General features: G+C 58.2%; 21 protein-coding genes. 10 read left to right on the top strand and 11 right to left on the bottom strand.

Annotated features, from left to right (window positions below; genetic code table 11):
• Window positions 1-33: 33 nt before the first annotated feature.
• The 3 genes from ACP7E6_RS08580 (at window position 34) to ACP7E6_RS08570 (ending at window position 1532) form a co-directional block, all read left to right on the top strand.
• Complete coding sequence (locus tag ACP7E6_RS08580; RefSeq protein WP_426229282.1) at window positions 34-717, top strand: lysozyme; 684 nt, start codon at window positions 34-36, stop codon at window positions 715-717.
• A 177-nt stretch (window positions 718-894) separates the two neighbouring features.
• Entirely contained in the window at window positions 895-1122 is a 228-nt protein-coding gene (locus tag ACP7E6_RS08575) for a hypothetical protein (protein WP_426229281.1), read from the top strand.
• A 2-nt stretch (window positions 1123-1124) separates the two neighbouring features.
• On the top strand, window positions 1125-1532 hold the full coding sequence (locus tag ACP7E6_RS08570; protein WP_426229280.1) for a DUF1515 domain-containing protein: 408 nt from the start codon (window positions 1125-1127) through the stop codon (window positions 1530-1532).
• A 128-nt stretch (window positions 1533-1660) separates the two neighbouring features.
• Here the strand turns inward: ACP7E6_RS08570 and ACP7E6_RS08565 are convergent, their stop codons facing one another.
• The 5 genes from ACP7E6_RS08565 to ACP7E6_RS08545 are packed head-to-tail and all read right to left on the bottom strand — an operon-like array spanning window position 1661 to window position 3786.
• Complete coding sequence (locus ACP7E6_RS08565; RefSeq protein WP_426229279.1) at window positions 1661-1885, bottom strand: hypothetical protein; 225 nt, start codon at window positions 1883-1885, stop codon at window positions 1661-1663.
• Window positions 1882-2148, bottom strand: coding sequence for a hypothetical protein (locus ACP7E6_RS08560; protein WP_426229278.1), 267 nt, complete (start codon window positions 2146-2148; stop codon window positions 1882-1884). The genes ACP7E6_RS08565 and ACP7E6_RS08560 overlap by 4 nt, the downstream gene beginning before the upstream one ends.
• A gap of 60 nt (window positions 2149-2208) precedes the next feature.
• Entirely contained in the window at window positions 2209-3249 is a 1041-nt protein-coding gene (gene ligD / locus ACP7E6_RS08555) for a non-homologous end-joining DNA ligase (RefSeq protein WP_426229277.1), read from the bottom strand.
• A 41-nt stretch (window positions 3250-3290) separates the two neighbouring features.
• Window positions 3291-3473 (bottom strand): hypothetical protein, encoded by a 183-nt coding sequence (locus tag ACP7E6_RS08550; RefSeq protein ID WP_426229276.1) that lies wholly within the window; start codon window positions 3471-3473, stop codon window positions 3291-3293.
• Window positions 3466-3786, bottom strand: a complete 321-nt coding sequence (locus tag ACP7E6_RS08545; RefSeq protein ID WP_426229275.1) for a hypothetical protein — start codon at window positions 3784-3786, stop codon at window positions 3466-3468. Before ACP7E6_RS08545 ends, ACP7E6_RS08550 begins: the two co-directional genes overlap by 8 nt.
• A gap of 207 nt (window positions 3787-3993) precedes the next feature.
• Between ACP7E6_RS08545 and ACP7E6_RS08540 the strand changes: the two genes are divergently transcribed.
• From ACP7E6_RS08540 to ACP7E6_RS08525, 4 genes are all read left to right on the top strand, one after another.
• Window positions 3994-5508, top strand: a complete 1515-nt coding sequence (locus tag ACP7E6_RS08540; RefSeq protein ID WP_426229274.1) for a DGQHR domain-containing protein — start codon at window positions 3994-3996, stop codon at window positions 5506-5508.
• A complete protein-coding gene (locus ACP7E6_RS08535; RefSeq protein WP_426229273.1) occupies window positions 5505-6809 on the top strand; it encodes a hypothetical protein in 1305 nt (434 codons plus the stop codon). The genes ACP7E6_RS08540 and ACP7E6_RS08535 overlap by 4 nt, the downstream gene beginning before the upstream one ends.
• 5 nt (window positions 6810-6814) lie before the next feature.
• A complete protein-coding gene (locus ACP7E6_RS08530; protein WP_426229454.1) occupies window positions 6815-7939 on the top strand; it encodes a DNA adenine methylase in 1125 nt (374 codons plus the stop codon).
• Window positions 7940-8211: 272 nt separating this feature from the next.
• The gene (locus ACP7E6_RS08525; protein ID WP_426229272.1) at window positions 8212-8496 is read left to right on the top strand and encodes a hypothetical protein; all 285 of its coding nucleotides are present in this window, start codon (window positions 8212-8214) and stop codon (window positions 8494-8496) included.
• Window positions 8497-8524: 28 nt separating this feature from the next.
• On the opposite strand, the gene ACP7E6_RS08520 is transcribed toward ACP7E6_RS08525, so the two are convergent.
• Entirely contained in the window at window positions 8525-10426 is a 1902-nt protein-coding gene (locus tag ACP7E6_RS08520) for a glycosyltransferase (RefSeq protein WP_426229271.1), read from the bottom strand.
• 92 nt (window positions 10427-10518) lie between these two features.
• On the opposite strand from ACP7E6_RS08520, the gene ACP7E6_RS08515 reads away from it, so the two are divergent.
• Window positions 10519-11391 (top strand): transporter substrate-binding domain-containing protein, encoded by an 873-nt coding sequence (locus tag ACP7E6_RS08515; protein WP_426229270.1) that lies wholly within the window; start codon window positions 10519-10521, stop codon window positions 11389-11391.
• Between the two features lie 7 nt (window positions 11392-11398).
• Here the strand turns inward: ACP7E6_RS08515 and ACP7E6_RS08510 are convergent, their stop codons facing one another.
• The 4 genes from ACP7E6_RS08510 to ACP7E6_RS08495 form a co-directional block, all read right to left on the bottom strand.
• A complete protein-coding gene (locus ACP7E6_RS08510) occupies window positions 11399-12220 on the bottom strand; it encodes a sterol desaturase family protein (protein ID WP_426229269.1) in 822 nt (273 codons plus the stop codon).
• A gap of 90 nt (window positions 12221-12310) precedes the next feature.
• A complete protein-coding gene (locus ACP7E6_RS08505; protein WP_426229268.1) occupies window positions 12311-12721 on the bottom strand; it encodes a tellurite resistance TerB family protein in 411 nt (136 codons plus the stop codon).
• Window positions 12722-12774: 53 nt separating this feature from the next.
• Window positions 12775-13635 carry a thermonuclease family protein gene (locus ACP7E6_RS08500; protein WP_426229267.1) on the bottom strand — a complete coding sequence of 287 codons (861 nt, stop codon included), beginning with the start codon at window positions 13633-13635 and terminating at the stop codon, window positions 12775-12777.
• Window positions 13636-13648: 13 nt separating this feature from the next.
• A complete protein-coding gene (locus ACP7E6_RS08495) occupies window positions 13649-14314 on the bottom strand; it encodes a S24 family peptidase (protein ID WP_426229266.1) in 666 nt (221 codons plus the stop codon).
• A gap of 228 nt (window positions 14315-14542) precedes the next feature.
• Here ACP7E6_RS08495 and ACP7E6_RS08490 point away from each other — a divergent pair, with 228 nt between their 5' ends.
• On the top strand, window positions 14543-15643 hold the full coding sequence (locus tag ACP7E6_RS08490) for a calcium:proton antiporter (protein ID WP_426229265.1): 1101 nt from the start codon (window positions 14543-14545) through the stop codon (window positions 15641-15643).
• A gap of 173 nt (window positions 15644-15816) precedes the next feature.
• On the top strand, window positions 15817-16695 hold the full coding sequence (locus ACP7E6_RS08485) for a DMT family transporter (RefSeq protein ID WP_426229264.1): 879 nt from the start codon (window positions 15817-15819) through the stop codon (window positions 16693-16695).
• Here the strand turns inward: ACP7E6_RS08485 and mntR are convergent.
• Window positions 16692-17141: a manganese-binding transcriptional regulator MntR gene (mntR, locus tag ACP7E6_RS08480; RefSeq protein WP_426229263.1), complete on the bottom strand. Its 450-nt coding sequence runs from the start codon at window positions 17139-17141 to the stop codon at window positions 16692-16694. The genes ACP7E6_RS08485 and mntR overlap by 4 nt on opposite strands.
• Between the last annotated feature and the right edge of the window lie 113 nt (window positions 17142-17254).

Below are 17254 nucleotides of genomic sequence, written 5' to 3'. Positions count from 1 at the left end.
AACTCATTTGTTCCAACATCAAAGGACACCATCATGACACGACGCATTAACGCGGCGGGGCTTTCCCACATCAAGCAGTGGGAAGGTTGCGAACTCGTCGCCTATAAGGACATTGCCGGGGTTTGGACCATCGGGTTCGGCCACACCTCGGCGGCTGGCACCCCAAACGTCAAGCCTGGGATGCGGATCAACGATGTTGAAGCTGAAGGCATCCTTCGCAATGACCTCGCCGTATTCGAGGCTCGTGTTGAACGGCTCGTAAAGGTTCCCCTGACTGATAACCAGTTTGCCGTGCTCGTCTCCTTCGACTTCAACACTGGCGCCCTCCACAAGTCCACTCTGCTGAAGAAACTCAACACTGGCGACTATGATGCAGTCCCGGCCGAGCTGATGAAGTGGGTCAATGCTGGCGGCAAGAAGTCGACGGGCCTGGTCAATCGCCGATCGGCTGAAGCTGGCCTGTGGGCCAAGGGTGAGTTTGTGGCCAGCAACACGGTCGCGGTCACCAAAGCCGTGAATAAGAAAGACGTGGCCGTCATCGTCGGTACCGGCGCGGGCGGCGCGGCTACATCGATCGTTCCCGTCCTCCCTGACGTTTTGGACGCCGTCACCAAGCAGCACGACGATCTGACAAGCGGGGAGTGGGCTCGGATCATCGTTGCACTCGTGATCCTCTCCCTGACGATCTACGGCATCTATCGCAAGGTGCGGTCGTGATTACCAAGACAGCGGCTATCATCGGCGGCGTTGGGGGGATCCTCCTCGCCTTCGCCATCTTCCAGCTAGCCAACACGGTCTGGCTTCTCCCTGCGGCTCGGAATGAGGGCAGGGAGATGGAGCGGGCCGATGCCCTCAAGAAATCAATCGAGCTTATCCAGAAGCGGAGCCAAACCAATGCCAAAGTTCGTGACCTATCCGCTGGCGGCCTGTGCGCTGATCTGGGTGGCAAGTTTGTTGATGGGGTGTGCCAGTAACACGGCCGCCCTCGATGGCGCCGGGTTTGAGCGGCTCACGCCGGCGCCTGTTTCCAGGCAGTTCATCATCGCCAACGATATTGAATTTGCCCGGCAGGTCGCGGCACATAACGCGACCTGTAATGCGCAGCCTGGGTGCCGGAAATAATCATGGCATCCAATGACGACATCATGCTCGCGCTTGGGAAATTGCAAGAGGGCGTCGACCGCCTTCGGGTCGATTTCCAAGATGAAAAAGGAATGGCGCATGAAAGCCGCGCGGTGATCCACCAGCGGCTCGACAACCAGGCCCTGCAGATAGCCCACATGGAAACGACAATAGCAGTTAGAGGTCAGATCGACGCTCAGGTGAGGGGAGAAATCCAAGCGCTGAAAGAGACGGTGGAGAAAAATCAAGAGGCTGTGTCCCCAACAGTTGCGGAGTGGCAGCGCATGAAGACGCTAGGGCTCGGCATCGCAGGGCTGATCGCCCTCGCTGGCCTGACGATAGGTGGAATAGTCGCCTACATGAGCGAGACGGCCGTCTCGGGAATTCGGCACTGGTTGAAAATCCCGTAAAAAAAGAGCCTCACCAGCAATGCCGGGAGGCTCCTCAAAACCCACAGCGTTCGAGGTCTACGGGTGTGGGCAAATGAAGACATTGGGTGAGGATTGTCAATTCCCAGCCGCGAAATCCACCCCTAGGATTAGCCGTCTATCTTCGTCCAACTCACCGACCATTCTTCTCTACTGCCCTCGCCGTGGGTGTAGATTCCATTATCAGGCACATTAGCATTCAAAGTGACGAATCCTACCGGCGTTGATCCCGTGGGGTTCAGGGCGCGCAGATTTTCGAGCATCTCGTTTAGATGGCCCACTTTTTTGGTACTTTGCCGGCCAGGCTTCGATATCGTCCAAGCGTAGATGCTCATTCTTCTTCCGCACCCCCGCGTCCGTGGGTGAAGGCGCGCCCTTCATTGGTCTCTTTCGGATCACCCTCGTTAGGATGTGGATGGTCTGCGTAGATAATCCGCAGATTTTTCAGGACTTCCTCCATGGCGCCGATCGTTTCCATGGTGCCCCAGCCGTTGGTCGTTGCTCGATTGATTATGTCCTGAAGAGATCCGTCAACCTCTTCCTGACAGAGCAGATGACGATCCTCGTGCGATACCGGAAGCTTCGGCGTGTTGATCATCGTGGTTCCTCCATTTTGCAGGGAACCCTGATTGCGCGCAATTGTTCCTTTAGCGGACACTCACGTAACTCTGTAGACGTCCGCCGCATCGGCGCTGTCCCGCAGCCCTTTGAAAGAAGCGTGCCTCAGCTTCCCATCGTTCGTCCAGGCGCGAAACTCGATTTCGGCGACCAGTTCCGGCCGTGCATAGACGAGGCTCTTCCCCTTGATAGCGACAGGCGGCTTTACGATCTGCATCGAATCGAGCTGCTTTCTGAGATCGCGGGCAACGCTGTCTTTGAACCCGGTCCCGACAGAACCAACGTACACCAGACCGTCACCCTTGCGGGCAGCGAGCAAGAGGCTGGCAATGGCGCCGGGCATCGTGGTGGAAGGCTCATAGCCTACGACGACAAAGCTCTCACTCTGTACGCACTTGATTTTCAGCCAGTCGCCGGTCCGGCCGGATCTATACGGGCGATGGCGGTTCTTCGCGATGATGCCCTCAAGGCCATGCTCGCATGCGCTCTGCAGCAGTACCGCGCCATCAGCTTCAATCTCTTCTGAAAGCCGGATTGGACCGTCGCTGTCGATCAATATGCTTTCAAGCAGCATTCGGCGCTCAGACTGGTCCATGCGGGTGATATCGTGGCCGTCGAGGTAGAGAAGGTCGAAAGCATAGAAGACTGCCGCGTTGGCATTTCTCTTGCCGCCCCGGCCACCAAGGGCGTTCTGCAGCGCGCCAAAATCTGACCGGCCCTGGTCGTCGAGGACGACCGCTTCCCCGTCCAGTATCATGCTAGCCGCGCCGAGATTTCGGGCGGCCTCCTCGATGCCGGCAAACCGCGTCGTCCAGTCGTGGCCACCTCTGGTCAGAATGCGGACCTTCGTCGGCTCCACATGGACGGCTAGCCGGTACCCATCCCATTTGATTTCGAATGCCCAGTCGTCGCCCTTGGGCGGCTTGGACGCCAGAAGCGCTAAGCAGGGTTCAATTCGGTCTGGCATAGGGTCGAAGGGAAGGCGAGGCTGATTAGGGTCACGCGGCGCCGGCGCCCGACTTTTCAGCGGCTGGTCGGGTTCTGTTCGAAGGCCAATAGACTTTGGGGGACGTTTTGCCATCCCGCCATTGCGCCACAGAAGAATTAACGAGTGCTTGCAATTCAGTGGCGGGGGACGGCTCGCCCCTCCCAATAGTCCGCCGCAAGGTGCTCGATGCAGCGCCACTCGGTTTCGCCCCGGCTGCGTTCTTTCCCAAACGAGCCCCAGCGCTTGCATCCCTCATGGCCGCACCAGTGTTCGAAATGCACCGGCGAATTCGGGTGAACCATACTGTCGTCAGTCATAATTGTCTGCCTTCAGGACGCTGCTGCGCGGCTCCATGACACGCAGGCACCTTTCCCAGTATTCCTCGACATTCTGCGTGGCAAGCCGGGCCGTGGCACTGTAGCCAGCGTTCGGTGTTGGAGGGCTGCCTTTGTGGGTTTTGGGATATGATCCAGCCCAGTACCATTTGCCTTTTGTTGGCCCGTGCGTCTCTTTCCTGATGCGGCCGATGTATGCCGTCCCATCCATCCCGGTCCAGTCGGTTTCGCTGGGTGGGTCGTTCTTGTCCAGCTGGGTGCGGTGCCATTTGTATTTGGGCTGGTAGTCGGTCATCAGCCAAAGATATCGGCTGGACACATTTTCGAAAAGCATAATGATTGCTGACGACGTTTATGTGTCCGGAAAACTACCGAGTTGCTGAAAAGGTTCACTTTCCGCAGTCCGGCACGGGGCACCACTTTTCCGCGAATCCGCGCCTTTTGTGTATGGAATTTTAAGAGAAACGTCGATAATCATTCCATAGATTTTGGGTGGGAAATAATGACCGATCATATTGACAGTGCGGACAGACGACTTGTTCCTGCCCTGCGTTTTAAGCAGTGGCTATCGGAATGGGACGCGTACGATTTCGACGCGGGACAGCATCGGCGGAAGCCGGAAGAGCACATTTACGTATTCTCAATGAAGGCTGCCGAGTTGAGGCGCTTATGTGATGTTTATCGTCGCAAGCGGGATGGATCTAACGTAGAGGGTATTCAGCGAATTAGGGACGAAAGCCGCACGAGCCGAATTCAGCGATATGTTCGTTATGGATATCCCTACGGCGATTTAAAGGGGCCGCAACGCACGCCCGATAAAGCTCCTCTTAGGAAGCCTGGTTGGCTGCCTACGGCTATCGTTGTTAATATCTTGACCGGTGGCGACAAGCGTAGAGGTAAAACTGTAAATTCAGATAGTCTGATCACAATTCAAGAAGAGGCGGGCGGTCAATATAAATTGTCGGTTCCTGATATACAGGTGATAGACGACAATCAGCTGGCACCTTTTGAAGTTATTGACGGGCAACACAGGCTTTGGGCGTTCGATGATGAGACGAGTGACGAGCCAGTGCCTGATGATTTCGAACTTCCGGTTGTAGCCTTTTATGGGCTCGATATTGCATGGCAAGCCTATCTCTTCTGGTCGATCAATGTTTCGCCGAAGAAAATAAATCCAAGTCATGCTTTCGATTTGTACCCCCTGTTGAGGACCCAGGATTGGTTGGAATCCGTCGGTGAACTACCCGTCTATAGGGAGGCTCGTGCACAAGAACTGACGGAGACCCTCTATTCTCATCAGAAAAGTGTCTGGAATAACCGTATCAATATGCTGGGTGAAAAAGGTACCGCGGCAGGTGTTAGCCAAGCCGCATGGGTCCGATCACTCCTAACGACTTTCCTTTCAACAGGAAAAGGTGTTTCACGGCCGGGCCTTTTCCAGTCGAACCTGACAAGAGACGAAGAACCTCTTGAGTGGACGAGAGCTCAACAAGCCGCGTTTTTAATTACGCTTTGGAATGACATAGCTGACGAGGTGGCTACTGGCCCTCGACATTTGTGGATCCAACATTTCAAAAAGCGGTCGGACGCCTTTGGGGGTAAAGCGTCAATGCTTAACCAGGATATGGGCGTCCGGGCGCTGTTAGCGGTCGCGAACGATATTTTCTACGAAGCAGCAGAAGAGTGGGGCCTTGAACAATGGTACCCCCACCTAGACCCTAATCTCGATCTGGATCTCCAGCAAATCGATGTAGTCATCGAAAAACTAGACGCTGCGCCGTTTCGTATTCACCTGCGAAATTTGGCGTGCAGTTTGATTACCTACGATTGGCGATCCTTGGAAGCGCCGGGGATAGTGGACGGTACTGATGATGCGATACGTAAGCGCTCCTATCGCGGGAGCGGCGGGTATGCGAGTTTGCGCAAAGATGTGCTTGAAGCAGTTGCCGCTAGCGATGTGGATGACGTGTCGCGGATTGCGAAGGATATCCTTTTCTCCGAGTCAGTAAGACGATGACAATACAAAAATCGGCTCTCTTGCTGGCTGATCGTGGTCATATTCTCAAGGCACTGGCAGGGTTTAGCGGGAAAACTGCCTCGCAATGGCTTGCGACCAATCATCCTGCAAAAAAAGGAACACTTCCACATCGATGGCCAGACGTTAAGCGGTTGCTCGGCGACCAGCAGCTAGTAGAGGCGGTAGCTGCTTCGGCTCCCAACCATTGCATCGATGGTTGGAGCTATGTGTCCCGTTCATTGGCGGCCTTGCTTGCCGGAGACCTCCACGCGGCGCGGCACCTAGCATATTATGCTCAGCTGCGCGGCGCGCTAAGTTTGCTTGGTCACATGGGAGTCGGGATTTTCAACGGCATTAATTTTGTAATTGAAAAGAGTGGGAACGTCCGGCAGCTCGACAACGGTTTGTATCCCTTAGGCACTCATTCTGCAGTCTGGCAGGCTCTTTCTATGTGGGTCGGGGAACCCGCTGCGGCAAGGCAGTTTCTGGATCTAGTTAGAATTGGTTCATCATCACTTTCTCAGTGTATTGACGCGATTTGGCCAGGTTCGTCTGCAACCGCCGTAGCCGGGCAACTTGTTACGGCTTGGGGTGTCGACTTGCGGCGCGGGGAATCTGAGCACCGAGCTCGAAATATGTCGAGCTACAACCCACGTGCGTTCGAGCATATGCCGGACGAACCGGCAGATAGATTGAATTTTGTGGAAAATGTTTGGCATCTTTTTGAGCCGACTTCCTCTAACAAGTTTGATCGTCTCGATAGAAGCCTTCTCCGCTCACTTTTTTGGCAGCAGCACGCGCTATTAGATCCGCTGGTGCCGAAGGAAAACGGCGCTATTGCACGCCGGTATCATGAGCTTCCTGCGAACATCCAATCCATCGCGTCAAAAGAATTTCTACTCGGACAGTCAGAACCGCGCGATCCCAAACTTCTCAGACAAGCCCGTATGATGACGGAACCCGCGCTGCCAACCCAGATGATCTCACGCGCCCTTCTTTTACTCCGAACGGCGACTGCGTTTACAGTTGCGAATTTCAACGATGCTGGAGTTCGTCTTGAGAACGGTAATCTGCGGGCGTGGGTGGATCCCATTGCTGCTGCGCGAGGTTTTTGGGGAGGTGCAGCGCCACTAACTGATCCTATTGATCTTTGGGAAGATGTTCGATTGGCGCTTAAGGAATTGGCCAAATCCAAAAAGCCGGCTCCCACCTCCTTAAATGATTGGGTTCGAAATTTTCCGGCTGGATTACCAATTATAACCGAAGCAGAACGAATTGGCGTCTGGAGCTTGGGCTCGTGAAATACATGGGCTCAAAGCGCTCCATGCTATTAAATGGACTAGGTGATGCCATCTGCGCGGCGGTACCAGGCTACGCACGCTTTGTTGATCTATTCGCTGGGTCGGCATCTGTCTCATGGCATGTCGCTCAGAAGTATGAAATCCCTGTCCTCGCGTCGGACTTGCAGAGCTTCTCTGTTATTTTAGCCGAGGGCGTCATTTCCCGGACAAAGCCGTTCGACGAAGCCGGTTTGGTGAAGTGGAATGAACGTGCAGCCCGAGTTGTCGGCTCGTCTCCCATTTACTCCGCCGCTTTGGAGTGCGACGGGCAGTTGGATAACGCACCGATTTTTGAAGTCGCCGAATTTGCGAAGAACATATCTCGTGCGGACTCGGGCGTAATAACATCGGCGTACGGTGGTTATTACTTCAGCCCCATGCAAGGGTTGTGGTTGGACGCATTCAGGAAGACGCTTCCAAGTGATAGCGAAGGGAGATCACTATGCCTTGCTGCACTTATATGGGCGGCTAGTCGCTGCGCCGCGTCACCAGGACATACGGCTCAACCCTTTAAAGCAAACGAGACGGCCGGCAAATTTCTTCGTGAAGCATGGAAGCGAGATATAGGACGCTATGTCCACCAATCGTTCTTGACCATTGCTCCTCAACACTCAAAAATTAAGGGTTCAGCCTGCAAGGGCGATGCAAACGAGCTTGCAGGCAAACTGCGAGATGGCGATCTTGTCTTTCTAGACCCGCCTTACTCGGATGTGCACTATAGTCGATTCTACCATGTCCTTGAAACGCTAGCGACGAACGGTGCGGTTTCTGTATCAGGAGTGGGCCGATATCCTCCCGCATCCGACCGTCCCCAATCGTCATATTCAAAAAACAGTACCTCCTATGGCGCTCTAAAAGAGTTGCTTAAGTCACTTTCCGTTGTGGGTGCCGGCGCAATTATTACTTTTCCAGCCGGCAATGCATCGAATGGTCTCAGTGGAGAGTCTGTTCGTGCTGCGGCTGATGAATATTTTCATATTAAGTCTGAAAAAGTCACCGGGCGGTTTTCCACTCTTGGTGGCAACTTAAGGGGGCGGGAAGCTCGGATTGTTTCAAACGAACTGATATTGACGATGACCCCCCGTGGATGAATAGGCGGACAAAGTGCGTGTTGCCATGCCCGCATGTCGATCGAGGTATCGACCGCCATTGAAAAACGGCGATTTTTGTTTTACAGTTGGAACCTAAGCTATTGATTTCGTTAGTGGCGTTTTTAGCGGTTTTTACATTTATGTATTTGAAAAGGCCCGCAAAAGACTAGCTTCCCAAGCTGATCGTGCGGGTTCGATTCCCGCTACCCGCTCCACTTTGTTTCAGATGTTGCAGGCGTATCCATCTTGAACAAGGAAGCGCCGTTCCGGCCATGGAAAAATCCACAAAGCGCATTCGTTTGGAAGAGGAACGCGATCAGCTCAAGGATGAGTTGGCAAACGAGTTCAAATTTTTCAGCGCCACCAACGAATTCCGCGAGGGGATGCTCCCCCATATCATTGCGGTCATGACGCGATACGACCGGATCGAACGTGTCCTGAAGCGTTACCAGGATGAGGTGTTCACGCCGTTGGTTGAGCCGCAACTCGACATTGATGCTCCGCCGGTGGAGGGCGACACGCTGCATTTTCTCGGAGAAAAGCCTCCATCCGAATAGACCCCAGCCGTCCAAACGCCCGGAACCATCAGCTTTCACCGGAGTCGCAGACTGGAAGATGCGGCGTCTTGTTCCAGGAAAACGGAGCCGTCCGCAACTCCAGCAAGGCCTTCCATGCGGCCAGGGACATAAACAGCCAGTACAAAGGCACGAAAATCCAGCGCCAGCCGACAGCCCGTTTTTCGCGGGCAGTCATCCGGCTTCGCCCAAGTGAGACGAAGACCGCATAGCTGCCGAAAATATTGACGATATCGCAGGTGAAGAGCCAGAAGGTCAGCCAACCCTGCGTATGCGTGCCGTCATCCAGCATCAACCATGTCAGATAGACAAGGAAGCCGACGATGAAGGGATGGCTGAGGGCGGAAAGCAGCAGTCCGGCGATCAGGATCTGAAAGACGATGAAGGCTGGCCAGCCCATCTCGCCGCTCAGTTGACCGGGCTTGCGCATCAGCACCAGCCATGTCTGCAGCCACCCCTTGAACCAGCGCGTGCGCTGGCCAAGCCAGACGGACCGGGAAGTCGGTGCTTCCTCCAGCGTCGGCTTGAAGATGACGCGCGAACGGTAACCGAAGCGATGCAGCCGCAGCCCGAGATCGGCGTCCTCCGTCATGTTGTAGGGATCCCAGCCGCCGATCCGTCTCAGCTCTGCCGTGCGAAAATGATTGGATGTGCCGCCCAGCGGCAACGGCAGGCCGGTTAGGGAAAGCATCGGCAGCAGCCCGCGAAACAGCCCGGCATATTCCAGCGCAAACAAAGCGCTCCACCAGGATTGCTGCGCATTGGTAACGATCAGCGGTGCCTGCAGGCAGATGACATGCTGTGGCGCGGCCGTGAAGGCGGCATGGGCCTCGCGCAATTGTTCGGGATGCGGCCGGTCCTCGGCATCATACACCGTCACATAGGTACCGCGGACGCCGGGAAGGGCGTAGGCCAAGGCTTTCGGCTTGGTGCGGGGCATGTGAACCGGCACCCGAACGATCTCGTACTCGCGCGCCAGCGGTAAGGCCTCGAGTGCCGCAATGGTTGCGGCATCGTCTTCCTCGCAGATCAGCTTGATGTCGAGCCGGGAGCGTGGCCAGTCGAGTTGGTTGAGCCCATGGATAAGTTGCGCCACCACGCTTTCTTCCCTGTAAAGCGCGACAAGTACCGAATAGACCGGCAGCGGCCCGGTGGTGTCCGGCGGTTCCGGCATCCTCTCCTCGCGTCGTTGCAGCAAGGCGCTGCCGAGCGCGTAAAGCCGCACCAGGAAATTGGCCAGGTAAAACAGTGTCAGTACGATATGCAGGATCAGCATGCTGATCAGCGGGACAGCCGCCGCCGCCGCGACCAGGGCACACAGCGCGACGCCGGCGTAAAAACCCTGCTTGCCCCAGAACGTGATGCGGGCGCTGTGGAGCGGCGCGGTCTCGAACAGTGCGCGCGTCACCGCCGAAACCCGCCGGTGGCTGCCGGCTCGCCAGACTGCACGGCGCACCGCCGATGGCGTCGACACGGCGAGCGACGCGCGCAGCAGCGGTGTTCGCTGCAGAAGTGCTGCAAGCCCGGCAAGTCGGCCAAGCGAGGGAACGATCACGGTGACCGGCGGGCGGCTCGCATGATGGACCCGCAGAATTTCCGGCCGGGCGATCTGGGTGTCGAGCCCTTCGATGTCCTGGACGCGGCCCGCATCGATATCGGGCATGAAATCAAGCTTCAGTGTTTCCGCCAACGCTTCGAAATAGATGGGTTCGTCGATCTCGCCGGATGCGAGCAGTTCGTCCTCGACGGTGGTGCCTTGCGCCTGGGCGAGCTGCATTGCCCGCGCGATCGAAGGCTTGCCGACGCCCATCTGCAGCAACAGCCGGCCCTCCTGCTTTAGTGCGGACGCAAATCCTCCCCCTACGGTATCAGGCGGTGTTCGCCCGACCGATGGCCCATTCGCGGTAGCCATTCCGGAATTGTCCGGATATTCTCCCAGACACATGAAAACCCCATTGCCGCGCCCCGCGGCAATACCCCTGTCTCATCCCGGGAATAATCATAATGCTACGCGCTTTCCGTGCATCTCTAAAATTTTACGGGATTTTCACGCTTTGCGTGTTGTCGGTTGCATCTTTTCCTGCCGTGTCGCGCGCAGTGGATGGAGTTCATGACTTGCCGCTCCTGTTTGATGCCCGCGAGCGGATTGCAAAGCCGGACTTGAGCGGTCTGGCGCGCCTGCGGTTTCTGACCACCGTGGATTTTCCGCCGTTCAACTTCATCGATCAATCCGGCAAGCTTGCCGGCTTTCATGTGGATCTGGTCCGGGAGATCTGCCGTGAGCTGGAAATCGACGCCAAATGCCAGATTCAGGCCGTGACCTTTGCGGAACTGCAGCCGGCACTGGAGGGCGGCCAGGGGGAGGCCGTCATCGCCGGGATCGGCACCAGCTCGGAACTGCGGCAGCGGTTCGCCTTTTCACGCGCCTTCATGAGGCTTCCTGCCCGGTTTGCGGCCAACCATCAGGTGCTGGGAAATGCTCTTTCCGTGGCGTCTCTGGCGGGAAAGCCGGTTGGTACTGTGTCGGGCACCACGCATGAGGCCATGCTCAAGGCATTTTTTCCGCAACTTGAAGCGCAGCCTTTTCCCAGCCGCGACGCCATGCTGGCGGCACTGAAGCAGGGGAGCGTTGCTGCGGTTTTTTCAGACGCCATGCAATTGTCCTTCTGGACGGCCGGCAGCGATGCCGCTGGTTGCTGCGCGCTGATCGACGGCGCCTATTTCTCGCAGCGCTTTCTGGGTGAGGGTTTGGCGATCATGAACCGCAAGGGCGATTCTGCCCTGACGCAGGCGATTGATCACGCGTTGCTGGAACTGTCCCGCAAGGGTCGGCTGAACGAGATCTACCTGCGCTATTTTCCGGCTGGTATTTACTGAAACCCGGTCAGCCGGTCTTTCGAAACGGCAGCAATAGCGACCAGGATAGCCGCGCCGGCGACGGATTGGGATACTGCGCAAGCCCGATCCGCATAGTCTCCGGCGAATGTTTAGAGCGCTCCCGGTAGGTTGAAAACAGCCGGTCCCAGAGCGAAAGGTTAAAACCGTAATTGGTGTCCGTCTCGTCCGGATCGGCGGAATGATGGATGCTGTGCATGTCCGGCGTGACGATGAGGCGGCGCAACAGGCGATCGACGCGGGCGGGGAGTTTCAGATTGGCGTGATTGAACATCGCAGCCCCGTTCAGCACGATCTCGAAGATCAGCACGCTGACCGGCGGTGCGCCGATCGAAAGGATCACGACTGATTTCCACAGGACCGACAGCAGGATTTCCAGCGGGTGGAAACGCAGCGCCGTCGTCAGGTCGAGACCGGTATCGGCATGGTGAACCCGGTGGACGCGCCAGAACAGCGGCACCTTGTGAAAGAGCACATGCTCGACCCAGATAGCGAAATCGAGGACCACGAAGGCGAGGAGACCGCTCACAAGCGATGGCAGTCCGAGCATCGGCAAAAGCCCATATCCATGCGCGTCTGCGTAGAGTGCGACACCGGTGGCGGCCGCCGGAAAGATCATCCGCAGCAACAGCGACGACAGGATCAGGATGGACAGGTTGGTAAACCAGCGCCTTGCTTTCAGCGCGCGCATCAGTTCAGGGCGCTCCAGCCGGGGGTGAGCCAGTTCGAGCAGGGCAAGCGACAGGAAGATTGCGGCAAAGACGGTCAGGCGCCCGGCCGGTTCGCTGATGCCGAATATCTGTACTGTCATATCTGCCCTATGATCGTTTTGCCGATGGCCATTCTAACGCGACGGCGATCAAGGGAAATGCACTTCGGCGTGAAGCGGAAATCTGCCGCCTCACTTGCGGAAGCGGGCCATGGCGCCCCGCTCGATCGCAGCGCAGGTCAGCTTGTCCAGCCCCAGCCGGTCACGCAGCAGTTGCAGCAGCCGGATTTCTTCCTGGCGGATCGAAAGGTCGGCCGCAGCAAGCTCGACCGCCAGCGCATAAGCCGTATCGGAGAGACGCGCCGGAAGGGCTTCGCGCACGACTTCCAGTGCGATGTCCAGTCCTTCCGGTCCGTCGAGAAGGGCCGTGCATTCACGCGCCGCATGGATCAGACGGCCATGGTCGAAACCGTCGAACACGGGCAGGGAGCTGGTCAGCCTGCCGATGCGTTCCATCTCGGTATCGGTCATGGCGGTATCGACGGCCGACATCATCACCATGACGTAGATGAGGGCTTCGTGATGACTCATGGTGTCAGTCATGGCGTATCCGTGTTGCTGTTCCGGTATTGTGAAGTATGAACCGTCGCCGTGGTCTACAAGCCCTGATCGGTCGTATCCGCGCCGGCATTCGCATCCCCGGGCAGCGGTGTTTCGGCCGGCGCCGCCGTGGTTGTGTCGAAAGTTCTGGGATCATCTCCGAAGAAGCCAAGACGGGCCTTGCGGGCAGCTTCCACTTTGCCGGCCAGCGGCGATCCCGCCGGCACTTCCGCCCAGCCGCTTTCGGCGAGCCAGGCGGCAGGATCCGCATTGTTGAGGCGGCAGGTAGTGGTCAAGGTTCCCTGCCAGCTGTTTTTCGGTACGTTGCAGAGGAGTGCACGCGCCCTGATGAAATTGCGCAGTGCTGTTCGCGCGATCACGCCGCATGGCCAGGTCCGTCCCGCTTCGCCGCAGACCCGATCCGCCTTTTGCGGGAGAATTCCGTCGAGTTGCAGCAGCCGGCCGCCGAATTGTATCAGGCCTGCCGACAGCGCCACTGGATGGCGCAGCACGGTGGGGAGCGGCTCGGGCCTTGCAACGGGCTGTGACAGCGGCGTACGGGGCTCTATGCGTTCCAGCGGCTGCGCTGTCACGTCTTCTGGAAGGCCGAATTGTTCAGGGGCGATATCGCGTACGGATACGCCATGCGGCTCGATTGCGCCGCTACCATTGCCATCGCCAATATTGGCGGAGCTCTCGGAGGCGGTGACCGGCTGCGCGTCCGCGGTTATGGCGTCGCCACCGAGGTCGGGCACATCGGCGTCGGGCACATCGGCCATGTCAGGTGTTTCGAGCGCGAAGTCCGGCGTGGCAGCGCTTTGCCGCCCTTGAATGGCTGACGCACCGGTCAGCAACAGGGCGACCGTCAGGGCAATTCCGGCGAGGCCGCCGCCGATGGTGAACAGGTGCCGCTTCATCAGGAAAACCGTCCTATTGGCTGGCCCAGATGATACGGGCGATCCATTCGACGTCGCTGAGTTCGAATGTGCGGTTGGGGTGTTCGGGGTTCAGTGACAGCAACTCGATGCTGCGCGGGGTTTGGCGCACCAAAACCTTGGCCATCACCTCGCCTTCGGCGGTCTTGACCACCACCCGGTCCCCGCGGCGGATTTGCGCGCCGGGTTCGACGATCAGCACATCGCCGTCGCGATAGAGCGGCAGCATGCTGTCGCCCTGGATTTCCAGCGCATAGACGCCGACCTTGGTACCGGGAGCGGCTGGAAACTCGACGACATCCCAGCCCTGGCCTGCCGGAAAGCCGCCATCGTCGAAGAAGCCACCCGCGCCTGCCTGGGCAAAACCGAGCAAGGGGATGGAGCCGGTCTGCGGCGGAAAGGCACCCTCCGGCAACGCTCCGGAAGCAGGTTCCGGCCGCAGGAAGTCCATGAACTGGTTGATGGTCGAACCGGTCGCGCCGAGAACCTTGGCGATCGATTCCGTCGACGGCCAGCGCTCGCGGCCATCGGCGGAATGACGCTTGGACTTGTTGAAAGAGGTCGGATCGAGTCCGGCCCGCCGGGCGAGGCCCGAAGGGGATAGCTGATGCCGCTCAGCGAGCGCATCGATGGCACTCCAGATCCTGTCGTGTGAAAACATCGTTGCGCATCCTGCAAGCGGTGAAGCGTGACGCTTTCCTGTGTTCTGGCTTCTTGCTGTCGTGAATATTTGTCCGTGCAGATTAGCCAAAATGCGGCGGGGAGTAAAGTGTGCAAGGAAAATAATCCTGTCTCTTGCCTGCGCAAACGCGCCCGTTCCGATTGAAATACGCCGCGTGCCGCCTATACTTCGCTGCACCTTATTTCCGCTGGTTGCGAGGCGCCGCACTTGTTGATCCTTTTGAAGTCCGAAATCCTCTTGGGCGTAGCGCTTGTTTTTGCCGCCGCCGGCTTTCTGTTCGAGCATGCGCTGCTTCAGGCGGGGCAGATGGCAGCCCTTGCCGGTGCCGCCGTGCTGGTCTTTGCCATCGTGCTCGCGTCACTGCGCGTCGCCCATCATGCCGAAGTGCTGGCCGCCAAGGTCGGCGATCCCTATGGCACGATGATCCTGACGCTGTCGGCGGTGCTGGTCGAGGTGATCATCCTGGCGATCATGATGAGCGGCGAAGAGATATCGCCGACCCTGGTGCGCGACACGATCTATTCTGCCGTCATGCTCGACATCAACGGCATTCTCGGGCTCGCAGCCCTGTTGGGCGGCCTGAAACACGGCGAGCAATCCTATAACGACGATTCCAGCCGCACTTACAGCGTCATGATCCTGACGGCGATGGGCATTTCGATGATCGTGCCGGAATTCGTTCCGCAGGCCAAATGGCACTTCTATTCCGCTTTCACCATCGTTGCGATGGTGACGCTCTATGCGGTCTTCCTGAAGATGCAGGTGGGCGTGCACAGCTATTTCTTCAGCTACAGCTATCCCAAGCGCGAACATTCCAAGCGTGAAGGCGTGGAAAACCACACGTCCGAGGATGAACCGGTGGCTGCGTCCATAACCATCCTGATCATCGGCATCATCATCATCGGCGCGCTGGCCGAGATCATGTCGGGCCTTTTGACCGCCGGTCTCAAGGGCAGCGGCGCCCCGCCGATTCTGGCCGCGATCGTCGTGGCGGCCATTTCGGCCTCGCCGGAGATCATGACGGCAATGCGCGCGGCCCTTGCAAACCGCATGCAGGCCGTCGTCAACATCGCGCTCGGCGCCTCCCTTTCGACTGTCATCCTGACGGTGCCGGTGATGGAGGCGATCGCGCTTTATACTGGCCAGCCTTTCATCATGGCGATGACGCCGGTGCAGACGGTGATGGTGACGATCACCCTGATCGTCGCTGCCATCAACCTCAATGACGGCGAAACCAATGCCATCGAGGGCATGACCCATTTCGTGCTGTTCGCCACTTTCGTCATGCTGTCGTTTCTTGGTCTCTGAGGCCGGAGAACCGGGTGGGCTGACGCGCACGTCTGACGGCGGAGCGTCCGGCAGAATTCACGGCGGCTCCCCATTTTTCGCCACATGCCGGCCTGTTCTCCCCCTTCCGCCCCGGCGTGCCGCACGATATCACAGGCTGCGCGTGACAAGTGCCGCGCCATCGGGAGCCCTGCGTGAATACCTCCGTCCTTTCTGGCATTGTGCTGACGATCTTTTCCTATTTCCTGTTCACGCTGCAGGATGCCTCGGTCAAATGGCTGGTGGTGGCGCTGCCGGTCTGGCAGATCCTGTTCGTGCGCAGCGTGACGATTTTTGCGATCTGCGCCGCCATCGGCCGCGGTCCGCTGCTTGCCCGCTCGTTGCGCTCGCCGGTTCTCAAGCCGATGATCCTGCGCAACCTGCTTCTGCTGGCCGCCTGGCTGTCCTACTATACGGCCGCGCGCGATCTGGGCCTGGCGGAGCTGACGACGATCTATTATGCGGCGCCGATCCTGATCACCCTTCTCGCCGTGCCGATCCTGAAAGAAGATGTGCCGCCGCTTCGCTGGATCGCGGTCATCGTCGGTTTCGCCGGGGTGTTGGTGGCAACCGATCCGTTCGGCTCCGGCATGAAACTGTCCTTGCCCGTCTGGCTCGCTCTCCAGGCGGCGGTGTTCTGGGCGTTTTCGACGGTGCTTTTGCGCAAGACCGCGATGCAGGAGGTGACGCTGGTACAGATGACGCTGTCGAGCGGCTTCTTCATCCTGTTCACCGGCATCGCCGTTGTCGTCACCTGGGTGACGCCGAGCCTTCCGGACGTCGCGCTGATGATCGGCACGGGGCTGATCGCCGGGATCGCGCAGTATGCGCTGTTTGAAGGCATGCGCCGGGCGCCGGTCTCCATCCTGGCGCCGTTCGAATATTCGTCGCTGATCTGGGCCTTCGGACTCGGATTTTTGATCTGGGGCGATGTTCCCGCAACCCAGGTTTTTGCCGGCGCAGCTCTGATCTTTTCCGCCGGCCTGATCATCATTCTGGGCGAACGTTTCGGACGGCGGCTGCGGGCCGGCTAGGCTTTCTTGCCGATGAACCGGCGGAAGGCTTCCAGCGTCTCGACGCTGACATGATGCTCGATGCCTTCGGCATCGATGCGCGCCGTTTCCGGGCTGACGCCAAGGCAACGCAGGAAGGCTTCGACCGTCTGGTGGCGTGCCCGGCTTTCGAGCGCCATCTTCTGGCCGGCCTCTGTCAGGAACACGCCGCGATAGGGCTTTCGCGACACCAGGCCTTCGGCGGCAAGCCGTGCCAGCATCTTGGCAACCGTCGGCTGCGCGACGCCGAGGCGGGCGGCGATATCCACCTGCCGGGCCTCGTTTCCATCCTCGATCAGGTCGGCGATCAGCTCGACATAATCCTCGATCAGCGCGCCTCGCCGTGCTTCGCGGGTCTGCCGGAAGCCCTCGGAATGAATGTCCGCGTCTGGGAGCGGGTCCGTGCGGGGAACGGGGCGGCGCGGCAAGGGTGCGGTATCCTCTCACGTTTCTTCAAGATCGCGTTTTTTAAGTTTCATAACACGGGCTTGGATTTTTCATAATGATTTATCCCGTCCTCCACATTCCCCTCGCATGTGCC

It is taken from the genome of Pararhizobium sp. DWP3-4, assembly GCF_049898205.1.
Taxonomy (GTDB): domain Bacteria; phylum Pseudomonadota; class Alphaproteobacteria; order Rhizobiales; family Rhizobiaceae; genus Pararhizobium.
This window is presented reverse-complemented; position numbering and strand designations above follow the sequence as displayed.

What these genes read in the sequence shown, in the direction of transcription:
- ACP7E6_RS08580 (WP_426229282.1), top strand. Translation starts at nt 34, where the DNA reads ATGACACGACGCATTAACGCGGCGGGGCTTTCCCACATCAAGCAGTGG.
- ACP7E6_RS08575 (WP_426229281.1), top strand. Translation starts at nt 895, where the DNA reads ATGCCAAAGTTCGTGACCTATCCGCTGGCGGCCTGTGCGCTGATCTGG.
- ACP7E6_RS08570 (WP_426229280.1), top strand. Translation starts at nt 1,125, where the DNA reads ATGGCATCCAATGACGACATCATGCTCGCGCTTGGGAAATTGCAAGAG.
- ACP7E6_RS08565 (WP_426229279.1), bottom strand. Translation starts at nt 1,885, where the DNA reads ATGAGCATCTACGCTTGGACGATATCGAAGCCTGGCCGGCAAAGTACC.
- ACP7E6_RS08560 (WP_426229278.1), bottom strand. Translation starts at nt 2,148, where the DNA reads ATGATCAACACGCCGAAGCTTCCGGTATCGCACGAGGATCGTCATCTG.
- ligD (WP_426229277.1), bottom strand. Translation starts at nt 3,249, where the DNA reads ATGGCAAAACGTCCCCCAAAGTCTATTGGCCTTCGAACAGAACCCGAC.
- ACP7E6_RS08550 (WP_426229276.1), bottom strand. Translation starts at nt 3,473, where the DNA reads ATGACTGACGACAGTATGGTTCACCCGAATTCGCCGGTGCATTTCGAA.
- ACP7E6_RS08545 (WP_426229275.1), bottom strand. Translation starts at nt 3,786, where the DNA reads ATGACCGACTACCAGCCCAAATACAAATGGCACCGCACCCAGCTGGAC.
- ACP7E6_RS08540 (WP_426229274.1), top strand. Translation starts at nt 3,994, where the DNA reads ATGACCGATCATATTGACAGTGCGGACAGACGACTTGTTCCTGCCCTG.
- ACP7E6_RS08535 (WP_426229273.1), top strand. Translation starts at nt 5,505, where the DNA reads ATGACAATACAAAAATCGGCTCTCTTGCTGGCTGATCGTGGTCATATT.
- ACP7E6_RS08530 (WP_426229454.1), top strand. Translation starts at nt 6,815, where the DNA reads ATGGGCTCAAAGCGCTCCATGCTATTAAATGGACTAGGTGATGCCATC.
- ACP7E6_RS08525 (WP_426229272.1), top strand. Translation starts at nt 8,212, where the DNA reads ATGGAAAAATCCACAAAGCGCATTCGTTTGGAAGAGGAACGCGATCAG.
- ACP7E6_RS08520 (WP_426229271.1), bottom strand. Translation starts at nt 10,426, where the DNA reads ATGGCTACCGCGAATGGGCCATCGGTCGGGCGAACACCGCCTGATACC.
- ACP7E6_RS08515 (WP_426229270.1), top strand. Translation starts at nt 10,519, where the DNA reads ATGCTACGCGCTTTCCGTGCATCTCTAAAATTTTACGGGATTTTCACG.
- ACP7E6_RS08510 (WP_426229269.1), bottom strand. Translation starts at nt 12,220, where the DNA reads ATGACAGTACAGATATTCGGCATCAGCGAACCGGCCGGGCGCCTGACC.
- ACP7E6_RS08505 (WP_426229268.1), bottom strand. Translation starts at nt 12,721, where the DNA reads ATGACTGACACCATGAGTCATCACGAAGCCCTCATCTACGTCATGGTG.
- ACP7E6_RS08500 (WP_426229267.1), bottom strand. Translation starts at nt 13,635, where the DNA reads ATGAAGCGGCACCTGTTCACCATCGGCGGCGGCCTCGCCGGAATTGCC.
- ACP7E6_RS08495 (WP_426229266.1), bottom strand. Translation starts at nt 14,314, where the DNA reads ATGTTTTCACACGACAGGATCTGGAGTGCCATCGATGCGCTCGCTGAG.